Raw genomic sequence first — 19,623 nt, 5'->3', positions numbered from 1 at the left:
CGTTGAGTGTCACGCTTCTACTGGAAGCGCTTTCTTTCGCAATGCCGGGACCGTGTTCAGTTGTGCGTGCCGGGTCTTGTCACCGCGACGAGCCGCGCAGAGCGCCTACAGGCAGCTCTACAAACTCAGTGGCTCCACCGCGATCCTGCGGCCCTCGTGGGCCGAGCGAAGGCCGAGTTCGGCGAGCTGCACCCCGCGCGCGCCGGCCAGGAAGTCCCACGGGAACTCACCGTCGGCGACCACGTGCCGGAGGAACAGTTCCCACTGGGCCTTGAAACCGTTGTCGAACTCCGCGTTGTCGGGAACGTCCTGCCACTGGCCACGGAAGTCCTCCGTCGCGGGCAGATCCGGGTTCCACACCGGCTTGGGTGTCACCGACCGGTGCTGCACACGACAGCGCCGCAGCCCCGCCACCGCGCTGCCCTCGGTGCCGTCCACCTGGAACTCCACGAGTTCGTCGCGGAACACGCGGGTCGCCCACGACGAGTTGACCTGTGCGACGATGCCGCCGTCGAGCTCGAAGATGCCGTACGCCGCGTCGTCGGCGGTGCAGGCGTAGGGCCGCCCGCCCTCGTCCACGCGCTCGGGAACGTGCGTGGCCGCCAGCGCCTGCACCGAACGAACCGGGCCGAAGATGTCCTCCAGCACGTACCGCCAGTGGCAGAACATGTCGATGATGATGCCGCCGCCGTCCTCACTGCGGTAGTTCCAGGACGGTCGCTGCGCCTCCTGCCAGTCCCCCTCGAACACCCAGTAGCCGAACTCGCCCCGCACCGAGAGGACGCGGCCGAAGAACCCGCCGTCCACCAGCCGCTTGAGCTTGAGCAGGCCCGGCAGGAACAGCTTGTCCTGCACCACACCCACCTTGACCCCCGCCGAGGCGGCCAACCGCGCGAGTTCCAGTGCCGTGCCGACGTCCTCGGCCACCGGCTTCTCCGTGTAGATGTGCTTGCCCGCCGCGACGGCCTTGCGCACGCCCTCCACCCTGCGGCTGGTCACCTGGGCGTCGAAGTAGATCTCGGCAGCCGGATCAGCCAGCGCCGCGTCGAGGTCGGTGGTCCAGTTGTCGAGGCCGTGGTCCTTGGCGATCGCGGCGAGCTTCGCCTCGTTGCGACCGACCAGGATCGGCTCGGGCCACACGACCGTGCCGTCGGGCAGCCTCACCCCGCCCTGCTCGCGGATCGCGAGGATCGAGCGCACGAGGTGCTGCCGGTAGCCCATGCGCCCGGTCACCCCGTTCATCACGATCCCGACCGATCGCTGTTTGAGTCCCGCCATGAGTCGCCTTTCTCTGTGGTGAGGGCAGTGTGGTGCCGGTGGTGCCGGTGGTGAGCGAGCGTCAGTCGCCCACGACCTCCGCCTGGGCCGCGCCGAGATGCTCACGGATGCGGCGGGTGGCGTCGGTGAACTCCGGCGCGGACATCGTCCGGCCGTAGTCGCGCTCCGCCGGAAGCTCGATGTCGACGGTCCCGGCCACGGTTCCGGGCCGCGCGGTGATCATCACGACGCGGTCGGCGAGGTACACCGCCTCCGAGATCGAGTGCGTCACCAGCAGCACGGTCGTGCCCGTCTCCTGCCAGATCCGCCGCAGCTCGACGTTCATCTGCTCCCGCGTCAGCGCGTCGAGCGCACCGAACGGCTCGTCCATGAGCAGTACCGGCGGCCGGTGCAGCAGCGCCCGGCACAGCGCGACACGCTGCTGCATGCCGCCCGACAGCTCGTGCGGGTAGGCGTCCTCGAACCCGGTGAGCCCGGTCATCGCGATGAGCTCGTCGGTCCGTTCCCGCGCCTGCCGAGCCGGCATGTGGCGCATCTCGGCCTGCAGCAGGATGTTCTTGCGCGCCGTGCGCCACTCCAGCAGCGCCGCCTTCTGGAACACGTAGCCCACGTCCTTGCGCGCGCCCGTGACGTCCTCGCCCTGCAACCTCACGTGGCCCGCCGACGGCGCGAGCAGGCCCGACGCGAGCTTGAGCAGGGTCGACTTGCCGCACCCCGACGGACCGACGATGGCGATGAACTCACCGGGCTCGACGTGCATCGTGACGTCGTGCAACGCCGTGACGTCCCGCTTCTTCGTGCGGAACCGCACCGAGACTCCGGCGATCTCGACCGCGTAGCTGGACATGGACCCACTCATTCCTTGGGGCTCAGGTCGGCTTCCCAGTAGGTGCTGGGTTCCTCGGCCGACTCGATGACGCCCGCGTCGTGGAACACGCCAATGGTGTCGCGCCAGTCGTCCTCGACGTTCACGCCGGGACGCTGCCCCTCGGTGTTCTCGGTGTGCAGCAGCTCCAGCGTGGAGGCGAGTTGCTCGGCCAGCACCTCCTGCGACGGCAGCTGTTCGGAGGCGCCCTCCATCGCCGCGACGGCGGTCTCCTGGTCGTCCCGGGCCGCGGCCCACGACTCGCTGGTGGCGTCCACCATGCGCTGCACCAGGTCCCGGTGCTCACCGAGCATGTCCTGCGAGGTCAGCAGCCCGTTGCTGAAGAAGTTGAGACCGTGGTCGGCGAAGCGGAGGTAGGAGACCTCCTTGCCCGCCTTCTCCTGCATGGTCGGCCCCTGATCGGTGGCGTAGCCCAGCAGGGCGTCGGTCTGCTCCGACATGACGGCGGCCATCTTGCCCGCGGCGTCGGTGTTCTGGGTGTCGACGTCGTCCTCGCTCAGCCCGTTCGCCGCGAGGAACGCCGGGAACGTGGCGCTCAGCGCGTCACCCGCCGTGGTCGCGATCGTCTTGCCCTTGAGGTCGTCGACCGAGGAGATGCCCTGCTCGGAGAAGAACTGCACCGAGGACGGCGTGGTCTGGAGGAACACCCCGACGCTCTTGACGTCCAGACCCTGCGACACACCGGCCAGCAGGGCGGGCGTGTCGGCCCAGCCGAAGTCGGTCTGGCCCGCGGCCGTGGCCTGCACGGTCTTCTGCGAGCCCTGCCCCGCCCTGATCTCCAGGTCGATGCCGTGTTCCTCGTAGATCCCCTGCTCTTTGCCGTAGTAGAACGGCGCGTGCTCGCCGTACGGGTACCAGTTGAGGGTCAGGGTCACCTTGGTGACCTCCTGGCCCTCCGCGTTGGTGGTGGTCTCGGGACCGGAGCCGCCGCAACCGGCGGCCAGCAGGAGCGCGGCGCCTGCGACGAGTGCGGACAGTCGTTTCATGGCCCTTCCTTTGCCTGGGTCGAAAGCCTGGTGTCGAGGTGCCCTGTCAGAAAGTCGTGGTGACGTTGTCGCCGCGACGGCTCGCGTGCCACGGAAGCACGAGCCGCTCCAGCCATTCGACGAGCACGAACAGCAGCACGCCCATCAGCGACATGATCAGCAGCCCGGCGAACAGCACCGGGGTGTCGAGGTTCCCGTTGGCCTGGAGGATCACGAACCCGAGCCCGGCGTCGGCTCCGACGAACTCGCCGACCACCGCTCCGGTCACGGCCATCGTGGCGGCCACCTTCAGCCCGGAGAACAGGTGCGGCAGCGAGGCCGGGAAGCGGATCTTCCAGAACGTCTGGGCCGGTTTGGCGCCCATCGTCGAGGACAGCTCCAGCATCTCCGGGTCCACGGACTTGAGTCCGGTGACCATCGAGATCACGACGGGGAAGAACGCCATGAGCACCGCCACGACGATCTTGGGGCCGAGTCCGAACCCGAGCCACACGACGAACAGCGGCGCGATGGCGATCTTGGGAATGACCTGGGCGAACAGCAGCAGTGGATACAGCGTCTTCTCGACGGTGGCCGACTGCACCATCACCAGCGCGGCGAACACGCCGATCACCGTGGCGATGACGAAGCCGAGCAGCGTCTCGTACGTCGTGGTCCACGTGTGCTGCCAGAAGTAGTCCGGATTGGCCGTGATGGCCGCGATCGTGTCGCCGGGCGAGGGAACGAGGTACGGTTCGACGAGTTCGGCCGCCGTGACCACCCACCACGCTACGAACAGTGCCACCAGCAACGCGATGGGTCGCCACGACTGTTCGAGGAAGGCGGCGAGTTGCTGTGCCGTCGAGGGTTTCGTCCGCTCCACCACGGCGGTGGGCGCGGTGGTCTCGGACGGCCGGGCGCCGGACTCCTGGCCCGGCGACGGACTTGGCGTGACCATGGTCCTCCGTTCGGCGGTGAACGCGTCGGACTACACCCGCTCAGGACCGGGATGCTCCGAACCTGAATGCGCTTTCTGAATGCGCTTTCCGGTAGAGTAGGCAGCCAGCGATACCCGGTCAAGCGTTCTGTGGTCAGGAGTTGTGAATGGACGCTCACCCCCACGTCACCCTGGAAGACGTCGCCCGCGCCGCGGAGGTGTCCCTGGCCACCGCGTCCCGTGCGCTGAACGGCACCACCCGGGTGCGGTCCGACCTGCGCGAGCGCGTGCTCGCGGCGGCCCAGGAGCTGGCCTACACCCCCAACGCCCACGCGCAGGCACTGGCCGGAGCCACCCACCGCACGGTCGGCGTCGTCTGCCACGACGTGAGCGACCCGTACTTCGCCGCCATCGCCCGCGGGGTCATGCGGGCCGCGGGCGAGGGCGGGCTGCTGGTGATGCTGGCGAGCACGTTCCGCGACCCGCAGAAGGAGATCGCCTACGTCTCCATGCTCCGCGCCCAGCGCGCGTCGGCGATCCTGCTGGTCGGGTCGGGGTTCGAGGACCGCGAGTGGAACCGGGCGCTGGCGGCCGAACTGGAGCCCTACCAGCGGGGCGGCGGACAGGTCGCCGTGGTCTCACGGCACCGGAGCCTGCGGGCCGACTGCGTGCAGCCGGAGAACAAGCAGGGCGCGGCGGTGCTGGCGCGGCGTCTGCTCGACCTGGGACACCGGCGGTTCACCGTGCTGGCCGGGCCCCGCAGTCTCACCACCGTGGTCGACCGCATCGCGGGATTCCGGCAGTCGCTGGCCGAGGCGGGGGTGGAGCTCGCGGACGACGACATCGTCGAGGCCCCGTTCACCCGCGACGGCGGTTACGCGGCCATGCGCACCGCGATCGAACGGGGGCTGGAGTCGACCTGTGTCTTCGCCGTCACCGACGTGATGGCGATCGGCGCGCTGACCGCCATGCGGGAGGCCGGGATCAGCGTGCCGGACGAGGTGTCACTGGCCGGGTTCGACGACATTCCGGTGGTGCGGGACCTGACCCCGAGTCTCACCACGGTCGCGCTGCCGCTGGAGGAACTCGGAGAACGAGCGATGGAGCTGGCGTTCCGGGGCAACCGCGGTTCCCGCAGTCGCGTGGTGCGGGTTCCCGGGGAGGTCGTGGTGCGCGACAGCACGAAGGAGGTTCGGGCATGATCGGTGAGCTGAGGATCGAACGGATCGAGACGTTCGCGGTGGCACTGCCGACACTGCGGTCGTTCGGCGTGTCGGGCGGAGCCGTGGCCACGGTGGGCCAACCCAGCATCCGGGTCCTGGTGAAGGTCAGCGCCGACGGTGTCTGCGGCTGGGGCGAGGCCACACCGATTCCCGCGTGGACCTACGAGACCGCGGAGTCGATCGTCACGACCATCGACCGGTACCTGGCTCCGGCGGTGCTCGGCACGGCGTGCTGGGATCTCGACGGCGTCACCAGCGCCTTCGACCGGGCCGTCAACCGCGGCTTCACGATCGGCGCCCCGCTCGCGAAGGCGGCTGTCGACACGGCACTGCACGACCTGCTCGGCAGGGCGCTGGGGGTGCCCGTCAGCACGTTGTGGGGACAGCGCAGGCGCGACGAACTGACGCTCGGCTGGATGGTGTCGGGCCAGACACCGTCCCAGGTCGCCGAGCACGTCGCCGAGGGCCGGGACGCGGGCTACGGCGCGTTCAAGGTGAAGATCGGGCTGCACGGGGAGCGGGAGGATCTGGCCGTGGTCGCGGCGGTGCGGGAGGCCGCAGGGGACGACGCGCCGCTGTGGGTGGACGCGAACCAGGGTTACAGTGCCGACGCCGCGCTGCGCGTGGGCAGGGAACTGGAGCACCTCGGCGTGACCGCGTTCGAGCAGCCGCTGCCTGCCAACGACATCGTCGGGTTGCGGCGGCTCAGGGACTCCTGCCCCGTTCCCGTCGCGCTGGACGAGAGCCTGCGGCACCCGAGCGATCTGGCCACGTTCGTCCGGCTCGACGCGGTGGCCGTCGCCATCGCGAAGGTCCAGCGCAGCGGCGGGCTGACGCTGTCGCGGCGGCTCTGCGCGCTGGCGCAGGACTGCGGGGTCCGGCTCATGGGTTCGGGGCTCACCGACTCCGATCTCGGGCTGGCCGCGTCGCTGCACCTGTTCGGCGCGTTCGGGATCGACACGCCGGTGGACCTCAACGGCAGGCAGTTCGTCGATTCCGTCTACGCCGACGGGGTGCGAGTGGACGGTGGGACGGCCCACGTGCCCACGGGGCCGGGCCTCGGCGTCGAGGTGGACGAGTCCGTGGTGCGCACACTCGCGGTGAACGTCCTCGACTGACCTCTTGTCGCGTGGTGACCCGTGACCTAAGGTCACTGAAAACGCTTTCAAGAAAACGCTTTCAACGAGAGCGGAGGTACCATGGCCGCACTACCGCTGCCGACGGCCGAGGGCGGGATCGCCCCGTGGTCGCCCTCGGGCCGGGGCACTCCCGGCACTCCGGCGAGCCCGCCGGCCTCGCGCGTCGCCTACGCCGCGGCGCACGTGGTCGCCGATCCCTTCGCCGGGCACGACCCCACCGACACCGTGGCACTCGACTGGGACACCACGCTGGCGTTTCGCAGGCACCTGTGGTCGTGCGGCCTGGGTGTCGCCGAGGCCATGGACACCGCACAGCGCGGCATGGGGCTCGACTGGGCGACCACGAGGGAGCTGGTGCGCCGCACCGGCGCCGAGGCGAGGGCCTGCGGTGGACGGTGGGTCGCCGGGGTCGGCACCGACCAGCTCCCGGCCGGTCCGTCCACCGTGGACCAGATCGTGACGGCGTGGGGTGAACAGCTCGCACTCGTCAGCGGCGAGGGCGCCGTGCCGGTCGTCATGGCCAGCCGCGCGCTCGCCGCCACCGCGAGCGGCCCGGACGACTACCACCGCGCGTACGGCGCCCTGCTGTCCCAGGCCGACGGACCGGTGTTGCTGCACTGGCTCGGCGAGCAGTTCGACCCGGCGCTGCGCGGCTACTGGGGGCACACCGACGTCGACGCCGCCGCGGCGGAACTGGCCGCGCTGTGCGCCGAGCACGAGTCCGTGGTCGCCGGGGTGAAGGTGTCGGTCCTCGACGCCGACGTCGAGCGGCGGTTCCGCGACGCGCTGCCGGGCGGCGTCGCCTGCTACACCGGCGACGACTTCCACTACCCCGAACTGATCGCGGGGGACGACTCCGGGCACAGCGAGGCACTGCTCGGCATCTTCGACCCCATCGCCCCGGTCGCGGGTGCCGCGCTGGCCCGGCTCGACGCGGGAGACGCGGACGGCTTCCGCGCGCTGCTGGACCCCACCGTCGCGCTCTCGCGCGAGATCTTCCGCTCCCCCACCCCGCACTACAAGGTGGGCGTGGTGTTCCTGGCCTACCTCGCCGGACACCAGCCGCACTTTCGCATGGTCGGCGGGCTGGAGTCGGCGCGCACGATCACGCACCTGTCCGACCTGCTCCGGCTGGCCGACGTCGCGGGTGTGCTGCCCGACCCCGACCTGGCCGTGACCCGGATGCGCCCGCTGCTGGCCGCGGCGGGGGTGAGCCTGTGAACCGCCTGAGCCTCAACCAGATCACCACGAAGTCGTGGTCGCTGCCCGAGGCGGTCGAGGGCTGCGCGGCGGCAGGAATCGAGTGGATCGGCCTCTGGCGCGACAAGGTCGCCGAGGTGGGCGTCGAGGAGTCGGCCCGGCTGCTCCGGCGGCACGGCGTCCGGGTCTCCTCGCTGTGCCGTGGCGGCTTCTTCACCGGCGTGACACCGGAGGGCGAGCCCGTCGACGGCATCGCGATGACCCGCGAGGCCATCGACGAGGCCGTCGCCCTGGGCACCGACGTGCTCGTGCTCGTGGTCGGCGGGGTCGCGGACCACGACCTCGCCGGATCGCGGCAGCGCGTGGCCGACGCGCTGGGCGAGCTGGCCCCGTACGCGCGGGAGCGCGGCGTCCGGCTGGGGCTGGAACCGCTGCACCCCATGCAGTGCGCGGAGCGGTCCGTGCTGTCGACGCTGGGGCAGGCGCTCGCGCTGGCCGAGGACCATCCGGCCGACGCCGTGGGCGTGGTGGTGGACGAGTTCCACGTGTGGTGGGACCCCGAGGTGGAGCACTCGATCGCCCGCTCGGCGGGCCGCATCCTGGGGTTCCACGTCTGCGACCAGCTCGTGCCGCTGACCGACACGCTGCTCGGCCGCGCGCTGCCCGGCAGGGGCCCCATCGATCACCGCAGACTGCGGGAGTGCGTGGAGGCGGCGGGCTACCACGGGCCGATCGAGGTCGAGGTCTTCAACGCCGAGGTGTGGCGCACACCCGGTGACGTCGTGTTGCGTGACATGATCGGGGCGTACCGGCGACACGTGCTGTGACCCGAAGCCCTGCCCGACGTAGCTCGACCAAGGTGGAGCTACCGGTACTGTGGCGGTGTGTCGAAGCTCGCCGACCATCTCACCATCGGGCAGGTGGCCCAGCGCAGTGGTGTGCCGCACACCGCCCTCCGGTTCTACGAGGACCGCGGCCTGATCTCCGCCGAGCGTTCCGCGGGAAACCAGCGGCGCTACGCCCGCTCGGTGCTGCGCCGGATCGCGTTCATCCGCGCGGCACAGCGGGTCGGGCTCACTCTGGAACAGGTGGGCGAGGCGCTGGCCACCCTGCCCCGTGACCACGCGCCCACCAAGGCCGACTGGGCCCGGCTGTCCCGCGACTGGCGGGACGAACTGGACGCCCGGATCGACGCCCTGCGCAGGCTGCGGGACGACCTCACCGGCTGCGTCGGCTGCGGCTGCCTGTCGCTGCGCACCTGCACCCTGAACAACCCGGACGACCAGATCGCCGCGTACGGCCCGGGTGCCCCGGGCCTCAAACCGAAGTCCGAAGGCGGCATCTGACGCCGTGTCCGCAGCCCGCGTAGCCGTGTCCGCAGGCTACGTAGTCGTGTCCGCAGCTCGCGAAGGCTGACCGCCGTCGCGCGGCGCGACGGACCTGGCGCGCCGCTTCGGCCTGCCCAGCAGCCGCCTGCCGATGTCGATCAGGTGCTCCCGCAGGACGTCGTCGTCGAGGTCCGCCTGCTCGGGCGCGCCGCCTGCCAGTGCGATGCCCGCGAGCGCCACGTTCGCGGTGAGCGCGGCTGCCAGCTCGGCATCGGGCCCCACCAGCAGCGCCCGCATCCGCGCGGCGAGATTCTCCACCCCGTCGAGTGACCGGTCTATGGCCCGCATGATGCCCGGGTCACTGTTGAACAGCGCGATCAGTGATCGGTACCGCACCACGATGTCGACGAATCCCGACAGTGCGTGGTCGATCTGCGCGCCCCGCGTGCGCCGCGCGCCCGCCTCGGCCATGCGCTCGATCAGTTCCTGGAGAGCGGGCGCGGCGACCGCCTCGGTGATCTGGTCCTTGGTCTTGAAGTGGTAGTAGACCGCCGCCTTGGTCACCCCGAGTTCGTCCGCGATCATCTGCAGCGACGTGCCGCCGACGCCGTGTGTGCTGAACAGCGTCAAAGCCGTCGCGAGCAGGCGGGATCGGGTGTCCTCGGCAGTCTCGACAGTCATGGGTCCCTCCTGGAGCGGCCCTACGACCTTACGCCGACCCGATGCGGCGGCCAACCGAGCACGGGACCCGGCCACCGGTGTTGTTTCCCGGATCACATACTTGCCGATCGGCTTAAAAGGCCCTTGCCGATCGGCTAGCGTGGCGCACGGTTCTCCGAAACTCGTTCGCGTTGGGAGCGTGCGTCTTGGCCACCTTTCTCGCCCGACTCGGTCGTGCGTCGTTCCGGCGGCGGCGCCTCGTCGCCAGTCTCTGGGTGCTGCTGCTCGCGGTCGTCGGCGTCGGCGCGCTCACCCTGTCCGGCCCCACGACCAACGCCGTGACGATCCCCGGCACGGAGGCGCAGCAGGCGATCGACCACCTGGAGGAGCGGTTCCCGGAGGCCGGGGTCGGCAAGGCGAACGCCAACGTCGCCGTCGCCGCTCCCGGAGGCGGCCCGCTGGACCCCGCCGTTGTGGGCGACCTCGTCGACGCGCTCGGCCAGGCCCCGAACGTCGCGGCCGTGGCCGATCCGTTCCAGGCGCGATCCGTCGCCCCCGACGGCACCCTCGCGCTGGTCAAAGTCGTGTACCAGGTGCCGTCGCCGGAGGTCACCGACGCCGACCGCGACGCGCTGCAGGCCACGGCCGAACCGTTCCGCGACCAGGGCTGGACGGTCGAGTTCGGCGGCGACGCCATGCAGGGCATCCCGGTGACACAGGCGACCGAGGGCGTCGGTGTGATCGTCGCCGCGCTGGTGCTGGTGATGACGTTCGGTTCCCTGGTGGCGGCGGGCCTGCCGCTGCTGACCGCGCTGATCGGCGTCGGCATCGGCATGGCGGCCATCACCGCACTCTCCGGCGTGGTCGACCTGAACTCCAACACCCCGGTGCTCGCCCTCATGATCGGGCTGGCCGTGGGCATCGACTACGCGCTGTTCATCGTGTCGCGGCACCGAGCGGAACTCGACGGGGGCGCCGATCCGGAGGACGCCGCGGCCCACGCCGTGGGCACCGCGGGCTCCGCCGTCGTCTTCGCGGGACTCACCGTCATCATCGCGCTGGCGGGCCTGACCGTGGTCGGCATCCCGATTCTCGGCCAGATGGGCCTCGCCGCGTCGGCGACGGTCGCCGTCGCGGTGCTGATCGCCGTCACGCTGCTGCCCGCCGTGCTCGGCTTCGCGGGAACCAAGGTGCTCGCCGGGCGGGTGCCGGGGCTGCGACGCACCCGGTCGTCCGGCCCCACGCTGGGCGAGCGCTGGGCGCGGCTGCTCGCCCGTCGCCGTATCGCGGTCCTGCTGCTGTCGGTCGCGGGCCTGGCCGTGGTGGCCGTCCCGGCCGCGGACATGCGGCTCGGCCTGCCCACGGACGCGACGGCGGCACCCGACTCGACCCAGCACCGCGCCTACGAGCTGATCAGCCAGGGATTCGGTCCCGGAACCAACGGCCCGCTCGTCGTCGTGCTCGACGTCGAGCGGGACCCGCAGGCCACCGCGCGAACCGCGATGGAGCGCATCGGCACCCTCGACGACGTCGCGATGGTCACCCCGCCTCAGTTCAACCGCGCCGGCGACACCGCACTGCTCACCGTGATCCCCCGGAGCGGTCCCGACACCCAGGAGACCGAGGACCTCGTCACCGCGCTGCGTGCCGAGGGCGACCGCATTGAGGCCGACACGGGCGCCACCACGTCGGTGACCGGCGCCACCGCGATGAACATCGACATCTCGCGCACGATGTCCGACGCCCTGCTGCCGTACCTGTCGCTGATCGTGGGGCTGGCCTTCCTCCTGCTCATGCTCGTGTTCCGCTCGGTGCTCGTGCCGCTGAAGGCCACGCTGGGCTTCCTCGGCTCGGTCGGTGCCACGTTCGGCGCGGTGGTGGCCGTGTTCCAGTGGGGCTGGCTCGGCGACCTGCTCGGCGTCGAGGCCACCGGACCGATCATGAGTGTGCTACCGGTGCTGCTCATCGGCGTGCTGTTCGGGCTCGCGATGGACTACCAGGTCTTCCTGGTCACCCGGATGCGGGAGGAGTACGTCCACGGCAGTGCCCCCGACCGCGCGATGGTCACCGGATTCCAGCACGGCTCCCGGGTCGTGGTGGCCGCCGCGCTGATCATGATCAGCGTGTTCGCCGGGTTCGTCCTCGCCGAAGCCACCCTGATCCAGTCGATCGGCTTCGCGCTCGCGTTCGGCGTGGCCGTGGACGCCTTCGTGGTGCGCATGACCATCGTTCCCGCCGTGATGTCGCTGCTCGGGCGCAGCGCCTGGTGGCTGCCGCGCTGGCTGGACCGCGCCCTGCCCGACGTCGACGTCGAGGGAGAGAAGCTGACCGGCGGTGCGGGCAGGGCCGACGAGCGCGAGCCGGTGAACCGGTGACGCCGGCCCGCTAGGACAGCCAGAGCACGGCGCCGCCGCCCGCGACCAGGGCGGCGGCGCCGAGTGCCACCGCGAGGCCGCGGGACTTCTTCACGGTGCTGATGGCACCGCCGACCAGAAAACCCGCCACCGCGAACAGCAGCAGGGCGACAATGTCCCGCGACACCTAGAGCACTCCCTTCGTGGACGGAATGCCCCCGGCCCTCGGGTCCGGCTCCGTGGCCGCGCGCAGCGCCCGGGCGACCGCCTTGTACTGCGCCTCCGCGATGTGGTGCGGGTCCCGGCCGTGGACGACACGGACGTGCAGCGCCAGCTGCGCGTGGAACGACAGCGAGTCGAACACGTGCCGCGTCAGCACGAACGGGTAGTTGCCACCGATGGTGAAGGCGTTGAACTGCTCGGGTTCCCCGGTGTGGACGCAGTACGGCCGCCCCGAAACATCAATGGCGGCGTGGGCCAGCGTCTCGTCCATCGGGATCCAGCAGTCACCGAACCGGCGGATGCCCTTCTTGTCCCCGAGCGCCTCGCGCAGCGCCTGCCCCAGCACGATGGCGGTGTCCTCCACCGTGTGATGCGCGTCGATGTGGACGTCGCCCTGCGCCTCGATCCGCAGGTCGAGGCTGCCGTGGACGCCGAACGAGTGGAGCATGTGGTCGTAGAACGGAATTCCGGTGGACACCTCCACCTGCCCGCTGCCGTCCAGGTCCACCTCGACCCGGATGGCCGACTCCTTGGTGGTGCGTTCGATCTTTCCGATCCGGCTCACCGCGGGACCTCCTTGCTCGCCGCCAGGAAGGCGTCGTTCTCGTCGGGCGTGCCGATCGACACGCGCAGGTGGCCGGGAATGCCGACGTCACGGATCAGCACCCCGGATTCGACGTAGGACCGCCAGGCCGTCGCCGCGTCGGTGAAGCGTCCGAACAGGATGAAGTTCGCGTCGCTCGGCACCGGGGCGAAACCGAGGCCACGCAACGCCTCCGCCACCCGGTCGCGTTCGGCGGCGAGTGTGGCCACGGAGCCCAGCGTGGCGTCCGCGTGCCGCAGCGCGGCCCTGGCCGCGGCCTGCGTCACCACGGACAGGTGGTAGGGCAACCGCACCAACTGCAGCGCGTCCACCACGGCCGGTGCGGCGGCCAGGTAACCCAGCCGCCCGCCCGCGAACGCGAACGCCTTGCTCATGGTGCGCGAGACCACCAGCGTCGCCGGGTACTTCGCCAGCAGACGCACGGCGCTGGGCTGCGACGAGAACTCCGCGTACGCCTCGTCGACCACCACGAGCCCCGGTGCGGCCCGCAGGATGTGTTCGAGATCCGCCAGCGGGACCGACCCGCCCGTCGGATTGTTGGGACTGGTCACGAAGACGACGTCGGGCGCGCGTTCGGCCACCAGCTCGGCAGCCGCGACGGCGTCGAGCGAGAAGTCGTCGCGGCGCGGCGCGGGAACCCACTCCGTCCGCGTTCCGGCCGAGATGATCGGGTGCATCGAGTACGACGGTTCGAAGCCCAGCGCCGAGCGCCCCGGCCCACCGAATGCCTGCAACAACTGCTGCAGGATCTCGTTGGACCCGTTGGCCGCCCACAGGTGCCCTTCGGTCAGCGGCACCCCGGTGGCGGTGGTGAGGTAGGCGGCGAGGTCCCGCCGCAGCGCGACGGCGTCGCGGTCGGGATACCGGTGCAGGTCGCGCGCCGCCTCCCGGACCGCGTCGGTGACGTCGTCCACCAGCGCGGCCGGTGGCGGGTACGGGTTCTCGTTGGTGTTGAGGCGCACCGGGACGTCCAGCTGTGGCGCGCCGTACGGGCTGCGGCCACGCAGGTCGTCGCGTAGCGGCAGGTCGGCGAGGGTCACGTCGGTCGTCTCGCCCGCGCTCACGCGGCTCCCTCCGGCAGGCGTGCGGTCACGGCCTCGCCGTGCGCGGGCAGGTCCTCGGCCTGGGACAGCGACACCACACTGCCCGCCACGGCGCGCAGCGCATCGGCGCTGTAGTCGACGACGTGGATGCCGCGCAGGAAGCTCTGCACCGACAGCCCCGACGAGTGCCGCGCGGAACCGCCCGTCGGCAGCACGTGGTTCGACCCCGCGCAGTAGTCCCCGAGCGACACGGGCGTGTACGGGCCGACGAAGACCGCACCGGCGTTGCGCACCCGAGCGGCCACCTCACGCGCGTTCTCGGTCTGGATTTCCAGGTGTTCGGCGGCGTAGGCGTCCACCACCCGCACCCCGTCGTCCAGTGTGGACACCAGTACCGTGCCCGACTGCGAGCCCCGCAGCGCCTGCTCCACGCGCTCGCTGTGCTTCGTGGCGGCGACACGGCGCACCAGTTCGGTGTCCACCGCGTCAGCCAGTTCCTCCGACGTCGTCACCAGCACGCTCGCGGCCAGCGTGTCGTGCTCGGCCTGGCTCACCAGATCGGCCGCCACATGCGCGGGATCGGCACTGCCGTCGGCCAGCACCGCGATCTCGGTGGGCCCGGCCTCCGAGTCGATGCCGATCACGCCGCGCAGCATGCGCTTGGCCGCCGTGAGGTAGAGGTTGCCCGGCCCGGTCACCAGGTCGACGGGCTCCAGGTCGGTTCCCTCGGTATCGGTGCCGCCGTACGCGAGCAGTGCCACGGCCTGCGCACCACCCGCCGCCCAGACCTCGTCGACGCCGAGCAGTTCCGCCGCCGCGAGGATCGTCGGGTGCGGCAGCCCGCCGAACTCCGCCTGCGGCGGCGAGCACACCACCAGCGAGCCGACCCCCGCGACCTGGGCGGGCACCACGTTCATCACCACGCTCGACGGGTACACGGCGAGCCCGCCCGGCGCGTACAGGCCGACCCGGCGCACCGGCACCCAGCGCTCGGTCACGGTGGCGCCGTCGGCGACCTCGGTGGTGACGTCCGCACGACGCTGGTCGGCGTGGACGGCGCGGGCCCGCGCGATCGACTTCTCCAGCGCCGCACGCACGGCCGGGTCGAGGTTACCGAGCGCGCTCGCCAGCTCCGCCGCCGGCACGCGAACCCGGGCGGGGCGGACGTGGTCGAACCGCTCGGTGTAGTCGAGCACCGCGGCCACCCCGCGGTCGCGGACGTCCTCCACGACCGGGCGCACCTGATGCAGCACCGCGTCCACGTCCATCTCCGCGCGCGGCAGCAACGCGCGCAACTGTGCCGGGGCCGGGACGCGACCTCGCAGGTCGGTGCGGTTCAACATACGGTCTAGGGTACGAGGCGGGACCGCGTCCGCGACCGGGAGGTAGCCGTGCTCCGAGTGGCCTTGTGCCAGCTCACATCCAGTGCCGACCCGGAGACGAACCTCCGGTCCGTGCGCGAGTGGACACGCTCCGCCGCCGAACGCGGTGCCCGCGTCGTCGTGTTCCCCGAAGCCACTCTCGCCCGGTTCGGCGGCCCGCTCGCCCCGGTCGCCCAATCGCTCGACGGGCCGTGGGCCGGGGCCGTCCGCGAGATCGCCGACGAGGCCGGAGTGCTGGTGGTCGCGGGGATGTTCACGCCCGACGGCGAGCGAGTGCGCAACACGCTGCTCATCACCGGACTCGGCCGCCACCTCGGCTACGACAAGCTCCACCTGTACGACGCCTTCGGCTTCCGCGAGTCCGACACCGTCGCGGCGGGGCACCACCAGGTCACCGTGACCGTCGACGACGTGACGCTCGGCTTCGCCACCTGTTACGACGTGCGGTTTCCCGAACTGTTCCAGGCGCTGGCCGAGCAGGGCGCCCACGCCGTCGCGCTGCCCGCGTCGTGGGGAGCGGGCCGGGGCAAACGCGCGCAGTGGGACCTGCTGGTGCGCGCCAGGGCACTCGACTCCGGCAGCTGGGTGCTGGCCTGCGGGCAGGCCGACCCCTCGGCCACCGGCGTCGAGGTGAACCCCAAGGCTCCCACCGGTATCGGGTACTCCCTGGTGGCCGACCCGTTCGGCGGGGTCGCCGCCCAGGCGGGTGCCGCCCCCGAACTGCTGCTCACCGACCTCGACCCGGCCGCCGCGGACCGCTCACGCGCGGCCACCGCCGTACTCGCCAACCGGCGGCTCTGATTGCCGGGGCACCTCGCCGAGGTCACGCCGCCCGCAGGTCCATGCCGACGTCCAGGGTCGGGGCCGAGTGGGTCAGCGCGCCCACCGCGAGGTAGTCGACCCCCGTCTCGGCGTAGCGGCGCGCGTTGTGCAGTGCCAGCCCACCCGACGCCCCGAGGCGGGTCTTGGCCGACAGCTCGTCACGCAGCTCGACGGCCCGTACGCAGTCGGCCGGTTCCAGGTTGTCGAGCAGGACCTCGTCGGCCCCGGCCCGTAGCGCCTCCGCGAGCTGGTCGAGGTCGTCGACCTCCACCTCGCACGGCACCGTGGGCGCGTACTCACGGGCCAGCCGCAGCGCGTCGGTGACCGACCCCGCCGCGACGACGTGGTTGTCCTTGATCAGCACGGCGTCACCGAGGCCCATCCGGTGGTTCACGCCGCCGCCGCAGCGCACGGCGTACTTCTGCAGCACCCGCAGCCCGGGCAGCGTCTTGCGGGAGTCCCGTACGGCGCACCCGGTCCCCGTCACCGCGTCGACCCACGCCGCGGTCACCGTCGCGACGCCGGACAGGTGCGACAGCAGGTTCAGCGCCGTCCGCTCCGCGGTCAGCAGGTCGCGCGTGGCACCGCGCACGACGAGCACGGGCTCGCCCGCCGCCACCCGGCTGCCGTCGGCTCGCTCGCCACGCACCTCGTAGCCCTCGGCGCCGAGCACGGCGTCGAACACCGCACGGGCCACTCCCACTCCCGCCACGACACCGGCGACCCGCGGGGTCAGTTCCGCCGTGGCCACCGCCCCGGCGGGCACCGTGGCCCCGGTGGTCACGTCGGGGCCGTACCGCAGATCCTCCTCCAGCGCCGTGGTGACCACCCTGCGCACCTCGGCGGCGTCCAGCTCGCTCACGCCACGCCCTCCAGGATCGAATGGGCCAGCACGGGCTGGCCCGACGGGTTCAGCCGGACCGACTGGCTGCGCCGCCAGCGCCGCTCGTCCCGCTCCGGGTGATCGGTGCGCACATGGCAGCCGCGTGACTCGGTCCGGGCCGCCGCCGCGGCGAGCAGGGCGCGCGCCACCAGGGTGAGCGCCGCGTCCTCGACCGCCTCCACCGTCCACAGCGGAGTGGGCACGATGGAGACGTCCAGCACTGACCCTGCCACGGCCAGGCCCTCCGCGTCGCGCCCGATCCCCGCGAACCGGCTCATCAACCGTTGCAGTGCGGGGCGCTGTGCCACCGGAGCGACCGGCGCGGGAACGTCGGCCGGCGGGGACGAGACCGCGCGCCGGGCGCCCGCGAGGTCCGCCCGGACCGCCTCGGCCGCCCTTCGCCCCAGCACCAGCCCTTCGAGCAGGCTGTTCGAGGCCAGCCGGTTCGCGCCGTGCAACCCCGTACGCGCCACCTCCCCCGCCGCGTAGAGGCCGGTCACCTCGGTGCGACCGTGCGCGTCGGTCACCACGCCGCCACACGCGAAGTGCGCCGCGGGCGCGACCGGGATCGCCTCGCGAGCCGGGTCCACGCCGACCGCCTCGCACGCGGCCCGCACGGTCGGGAACCGTCGCGCGAACCCCGCGATGCCGGTCGCGTCAAGAAAGGCATGATCGTCGACACCCCCCGGCGCGGTCGCCAGCCGCCGGGTGATCGCGGCCGAGACGACGTCGCGGGGCGCCAGATCCGCCAGCGGGTGGACGCCCGGCATGATCCGCTCCCCCGCGCCGTCCACCAGCACGGCTCCCTCGCCGCGCACGGCCTCGGTCACCAGCGGGCAGCGCCCGCGCGCCCCCGGCGTGTACAGCACGGTGGGATGGAACTGGACGAACTCCACGTCGGCCGCACTCGCACCCGCGCGCAGCGCCAGCGCCAGCCCGTCGCCCGTGGCGAGTTCGGGGTTGGACGTGGCCTGGTACAGCTGCCCGAGCCCCCCGGTGGCCAGCAGCACCGCCCGCGTCCGCACGAGCCCGGGAGTCGCGTCGGGCGCGAGCACGCGCAGCCCGCAGACCTCACCTGTCACCGTCGTGACGGCGTCCACCGCGACGTGGTGCTCCAGCACCGGCAGCGTGTGATCGTTCGCTGCGGCGACCAGGCAGCGCTGTACCTCCGCTCCGGTGGCGTCGCCGCCCGCGTGGATCACCCGCAGCGCGCCGTGCCCGCCCTCCCTGGTGCGCGCGAGCCGTCCGGAGGCGTCGTCGTCGAAGCGCGCGCCCTCGCGGCGCAGCAACCCGACGGCCTCGGGACCGGCCCCGATCACCGAACGCGCGGCGGCGGTGTCACACAGACCCGCTCCCGCCGCGACCGTGTCGGCCACGTGGGCGGCCACCGAGTCATCCGGGGCGACCGAGTCACCGAGCACCACGGCCACGCCGCCCTGGGCCCACCGCGTGTTGCCGTCGCCGATGCCGCCCTTGGTCACCACCAGCACGCGCAGCCCGAGCCGCATGGCCCGCAACGCGGCCGTCAGCCCGGCGACACCGCTGCCGACGACCACCAGGTCGGCCTCGGCCTCCCACCCGGTTTGCGCCTGCGAGGCGGAAACCGGGCCGGTCACTCTCCACCGCCCGGCGTACCGATCTCGACCATCCGGCGCACCGAGTCGCGCGCTTTGGCCGCGGTCTCCGGCGCCACGTGAACCTCGTCGGCACCCTCCCGCAGGGAGCGCAACAGCGCCGCCGGTGTGATCATCTTCATGTAGCGGCAGGACGCGCGGTCGTTGACGGCGCGGAAGTCGATCTCCGGTGCCGCCTTGCGCAACTGGTGCAGCATCCCGACCTCGGTCGCGACCAGCACGGACTCCGCCTGTGTCTGCCGCGCGGCCGTCAGCATGTCCCCGGTCGACAGGATCTTGACCTTCTCAGCCGGGACCGCGCCCTCACCCGCGAGGTAGAGCGCCGACGTCGCGCAGCCACACTCGGGGTGGATGAACAGGTCGGCGTCCGGGTCGGCGGCGGCACGCTCGGCCAGTTCCGGCCCGTTGATCCCGGCATGCACGTGGCACTCGCCCGCCCAGATGTGCAGGTTGTCCCTTCCCGTCACACGCTTGACATGGGCGCCGAGGAACTGGTCCGGGCAGAACAGCACCTCGGTCTCCGGAGGGATCGAGGCCACGACGTCGACCGCGTTCGACGAGGTGCAGCAGATGTCGGTCTCGGCCTTCACCTCGGCGGTGGTGTTCACATAGGACACCACCACCGCGCCGGGATGCTGCGCCTTCCACTCCCTGAGCTGCTCGGCCGTGATGGAGTCAGCCAGCGAGCAGCCGGCCCTGGCGTCCGGGATCAGCACGGTCTTGTCCGGCGACAGAATCTTGGCGGTCTCCGCCATGAAGTGGACTCCACAGAAGACGATCGTCGAAGCGTCACTCGACGCCGCGATCCGGCTCAGCGCCAACGAGTCCCCGGTGTGGTCGGCGATCTCCTGGATCTCCGGCAGCTGGTAGTTGTGCGCGAGCAGGACGGCGTCGCGCTCCCGCGCGAGCCTGCGCACCTCCTCGGCCCAGGCCGCGTCCGCCGTGACCCCACCGTACGGGGTGAGCTCGTCCACGTGTGCCGTCATGTTGGTCCTCCGGTAGTTTTCGTCTTAGAATCGAAAACCGTGCGTTCTCATATTAACAGCACCAACCCCCTCGCACA

At 71.7% G+C, this 19,623-nt stretch carries 19 protein-coding genes; 7 read left to right on the top strand and 12 right to left on the bottom strand.

Annotated elements, in window-relative coordinates; all coding sequences use genetic code 11:
- Positions 1-117: 117 nt before the first annotated feature.
- The 4 genes from FFT09_RS17370 to FFT09_RS17355 all read right to left on the bottom strand — a co-directional run bounded on the left by FFT09_RS17370 (position 118) and on the right by FFT09_RS17355 (position 4,087).
- Positions 118-1,278, bottom strand: a complete 1,161-nt coding sequence (locus tag FFT09_RS17370; protein WP_081194750.1) for a Gfo/Idh/MocA family protein — start codon at positions 1,276-1,278, stop codon at positions 118-120.
- A 61-nt stretch (positions 1,279-1,339) separates the two neighbouring features.
- The gene (locus FFT09_RS17365) at positions 1,340-2,125 is read right to left on the bottom strand and encodes an ABC transporter ATP-binding protein (RefSeq protein WP_081194748.1); all 786 of its coding nucleotides are present in this window, start codon (positions 2,123-2,125) and stop codon (positions 1,340-1,342) included.
- 8 nt (positions 2,126-2,133) lie between these two features.
- Entirely contained in the window at positions 2,134-3,150 is a 1,017-nt protein-coding gene (locus tag FFT09_RS17360) for an ABC transporter substrate-binding protein (protein ID WP_081194746.1), read from the bottom strand.
- Positions 3,151-3,196: 46 nt separating this feature from the next.
- Positions 3,197-4,087 (bottom strand): ABC transporter permease, encoded by an 891-nt coding sequence (locus FFT09_RS17355; protein WP_024876059.1) that lies wholly within the window; start codon positions 4,085-4,087, stop codon positions 3,197-3,199.
- Between the two features lie 146 nt (positions 4,088-4,233).
- On the opposite strand from FFT09_RS17355, the gene FFT09_RS17350 reads away from it, so the two are divergent.
- The 5 genes from FFT09_RS17350 (at position 4,234) to soxR (ending at position 8,974) form a co-directional block, all read left to right on the top strand.
- Complete coding sequence (locus tag FFT09_RS17350) at positions 4,234-5,268, top strand: LacI family DNA-binding transcriptional regulator (RefSeq protein WP_081194744.1); 1,035 nt, start codon at positions 4,234-4,236, stop codon at positions 5,266-5,268.
- On the top strand, positions 5,265-6,407 hold the full coding sequence (locus tag FFT09_RS17345; protein WP_138383343.1) for a mandelate racemase/muconate lactonizing enzyme family protein: 1,143 nt from the start codon (positions 5,265-5,267) through the stop codon (positions 6,405-6,407). The genes FFT09_RS17350 and FFT09_RS17345 overlap by 4 nt, the downstream gene beginning before the upstream one ends.
- Before the next feature lie 81 nt (positions 6,408-6,488).
- Positions 6,489-7,649, top strand: a complete 1,161-nt coding sequence (locus FFT09_RS17340; protein ID WP_138383342.1) for a dihydrodipicolinate synthase family protein — start codon at positions 6,489-6,491, stop codon at positions 7,647-7,649.
- Positions 7,646-8,455, top strand: a complete 810-nt coding sequence (locus FFT09_RS17335) for a sugar phosphate isomerase/epimerase family protein (protein WP_081194738.1) — start codon at positions 7,646-7,648, stop codon at positions 8,453-8,455. The genes FFT09_RS17340 and FFT09_RS17335 overlap by 4 nt, the downstream gene beginning before the upstream one ends.
- A gap of 57 nt (positions 8,456-8,512) precedes the next feature.
- Positions 8,513-8,974 (top strand): redox-sensitive transcriptional activator SoxR, encoded by a 462-nt coding sequence (gene soxR, locus FFT09_RS17330; protein ID WP_081194736.1) that lies wholly within the window; start codon positions 8,513-8,515, stop codon positions 8,972-8,974.
- A 36-nt stretch (positions 8,975-9,010) separates the two neighbouring features.
- On the opposite strand, the gene FFT09_RS17325 is transcribed toward soxR, so the two are convergent.
- Positions 9,011-9,637 (bottom strand): TetR/AcrR family transcriptional regulator, encoded by a 627-nt coding sequence (locus FFT09_RS17325; RefSeq protein WP_138383341.1) that lies wholly within the window; start codon positions 9,635-9,637, stop codon positions 9,011-9,013.
- Positions 9,638-9,822: 185 nt separating this feature from the next.
- Here FFT09_RS17325 and FFT09_RS17320 point away from each other — a divergent pair, with 185 nt between their 5' ends.
- Complete coding sequence (locus FFT09_RS17320) at positions 9,823-11,991, top strand: MMPL family transporter (protein WP_081194732.1); 2,169 nt, start codon at positions 9,823-9,825, stop codon at positions 11,989-11,991.
- A gap of 10 nt (positions 11,992-12,001) precedes the next feature.
- Here the strand turns inward: FFT09_RS17320 and FFT09_RS22965 are convergent, their stop codons facing one another.
- The 4 genes from FFT09_RS22965 to hisD are packed head-to-tail and all read right to left on the bottom strand — an operon-like array spanning position 12,002 to position 15,182.
- Positions 12,002-12,157 (bottom strand): hypothetical protein, encoded by a 156-nt coding sequence (locus FFT09_RS22965; RefSeq protein ID WP_167305397.1) that lies wholly within the window; start codon positions 12,155-12,157, stop codon positions 12,002-12,004.
- Positions 12,158-12,757 (bottom strand): imidazoleglycerol-phosphate dehydratase HisB, encoded by a 600-nt coding sequence (gene hisB, locus FFT09_RS17315; RefSeq protein WP_138383340.1) that lies wholly within the window; start codon positions 12,755-12,757, stop codon positions 12,158-12,160.
- A complete protein-coding gene (locus tag FFT09_RS17310) occupies positions 12,754-13,860 on the bottom strand; it encodes a histidinol-phosphate transaminase (RefSeq protein WP_138383339.1) in 1,107 nt (368 codons plus the stop codon). The genes hisB and FFT09_RS17310 overlap by 4 nt, the downstream gene beginning before the upstream one ends.
- A complete protein-coding gene (gene hisD, locus FFT09_RS17305) occupies positions 13,857-15,182 on the bottom strand; it encodes a histidinol dehydrogenase (protein WP_081194726.1) in 1,326 nt (441 codons plus the stop codon). Before hisD ends, FFT09_RS17310 begins: the two co-directional genes overlap by 4 nt.
- A gap of 48 nt (positions 15,183-15,230) precedes the next feature.
- On the opposite strand from hisD, the gene FFT09_RS17300 reads away from it, so the two are divergent.
- The gene (locus FFT09_RS17300) at positions 15,231-16,022 is read left to right on the top strand and encodes a carbon-nitrogen hydrolase family protein (RefSeq protein ID WP_081194724.1); all 792 of its coding nucleotides are present in this window, start codon (positions 15,231-15,233) and stop codon (positions 16,020-16,022) included.
- 22 nt (positions 16,023-16,044) lie between these two features.
- On the opposite strand, the gene nadC is transcribed toward FFT09_RS17300, so the two are convergent.
- From nadC to nadA, 3 genes are read right to left on the bottom strand one after another with little or no spacing between them, the layout of a single operon-like run.
- The gene (gene nadC, locus FFT09_RS17295) at positions 16,045-16,905 is read right to left on the bottom strand and encodes a carboxylating nicotinate-nucleotide diphosphorylase (protein ID WP_138383338.1); all 861 of its coding nucleotides are present in this window, start codon (positions 16,903-16,905) and stop codon (positions 16,045-16,047) included.
- Positions 16,902-18,542: an L-aspartate oxidase gene (locus tag FFT09_RS17290; protein ID WP_138383337.1), complete on the bottom strand. Its 1,641-nt coding sequence runs from the start codon at positions 18,540-18,542 to the stop codon at positions 16,902-16,904. Before FFT09_RS17290 ends, nadC begins: the two co-directional genes overlap by 4 nt.
- Positions 18,539-19,546: a quinolinate synthase NadA gene (gene nadA / locus FFT09_RS17285; RefSeq protein ID WP_024876073.1), complete on the bottom strand. Its 1,008-nt coding sequence runs from the start codon at positions 19,544-19,546 to the stop codon at positions 18,539-18,541. The genes FFT09_RS17290 and nadA overlap by 4 nt, the downstream gene beginning before the upstream one ends.
- Positions 19,547-19,623 lie beyond the last annotated feature (77 nt).

The organism is Saccharomonospora piscinae (genome assembly GCF_005862235.1).
GTDB classification, from domain to species: domain Bacteria; phylum Actinomycetota; class Actinomycetes; order Mycobacteriales; family Pseudonocardiaceae; genus Saccharomonospora; species Saccharomonospora piscinae.
This window is presented reverse-complemented; position numbering and strand designations above follow the sequence as displayed.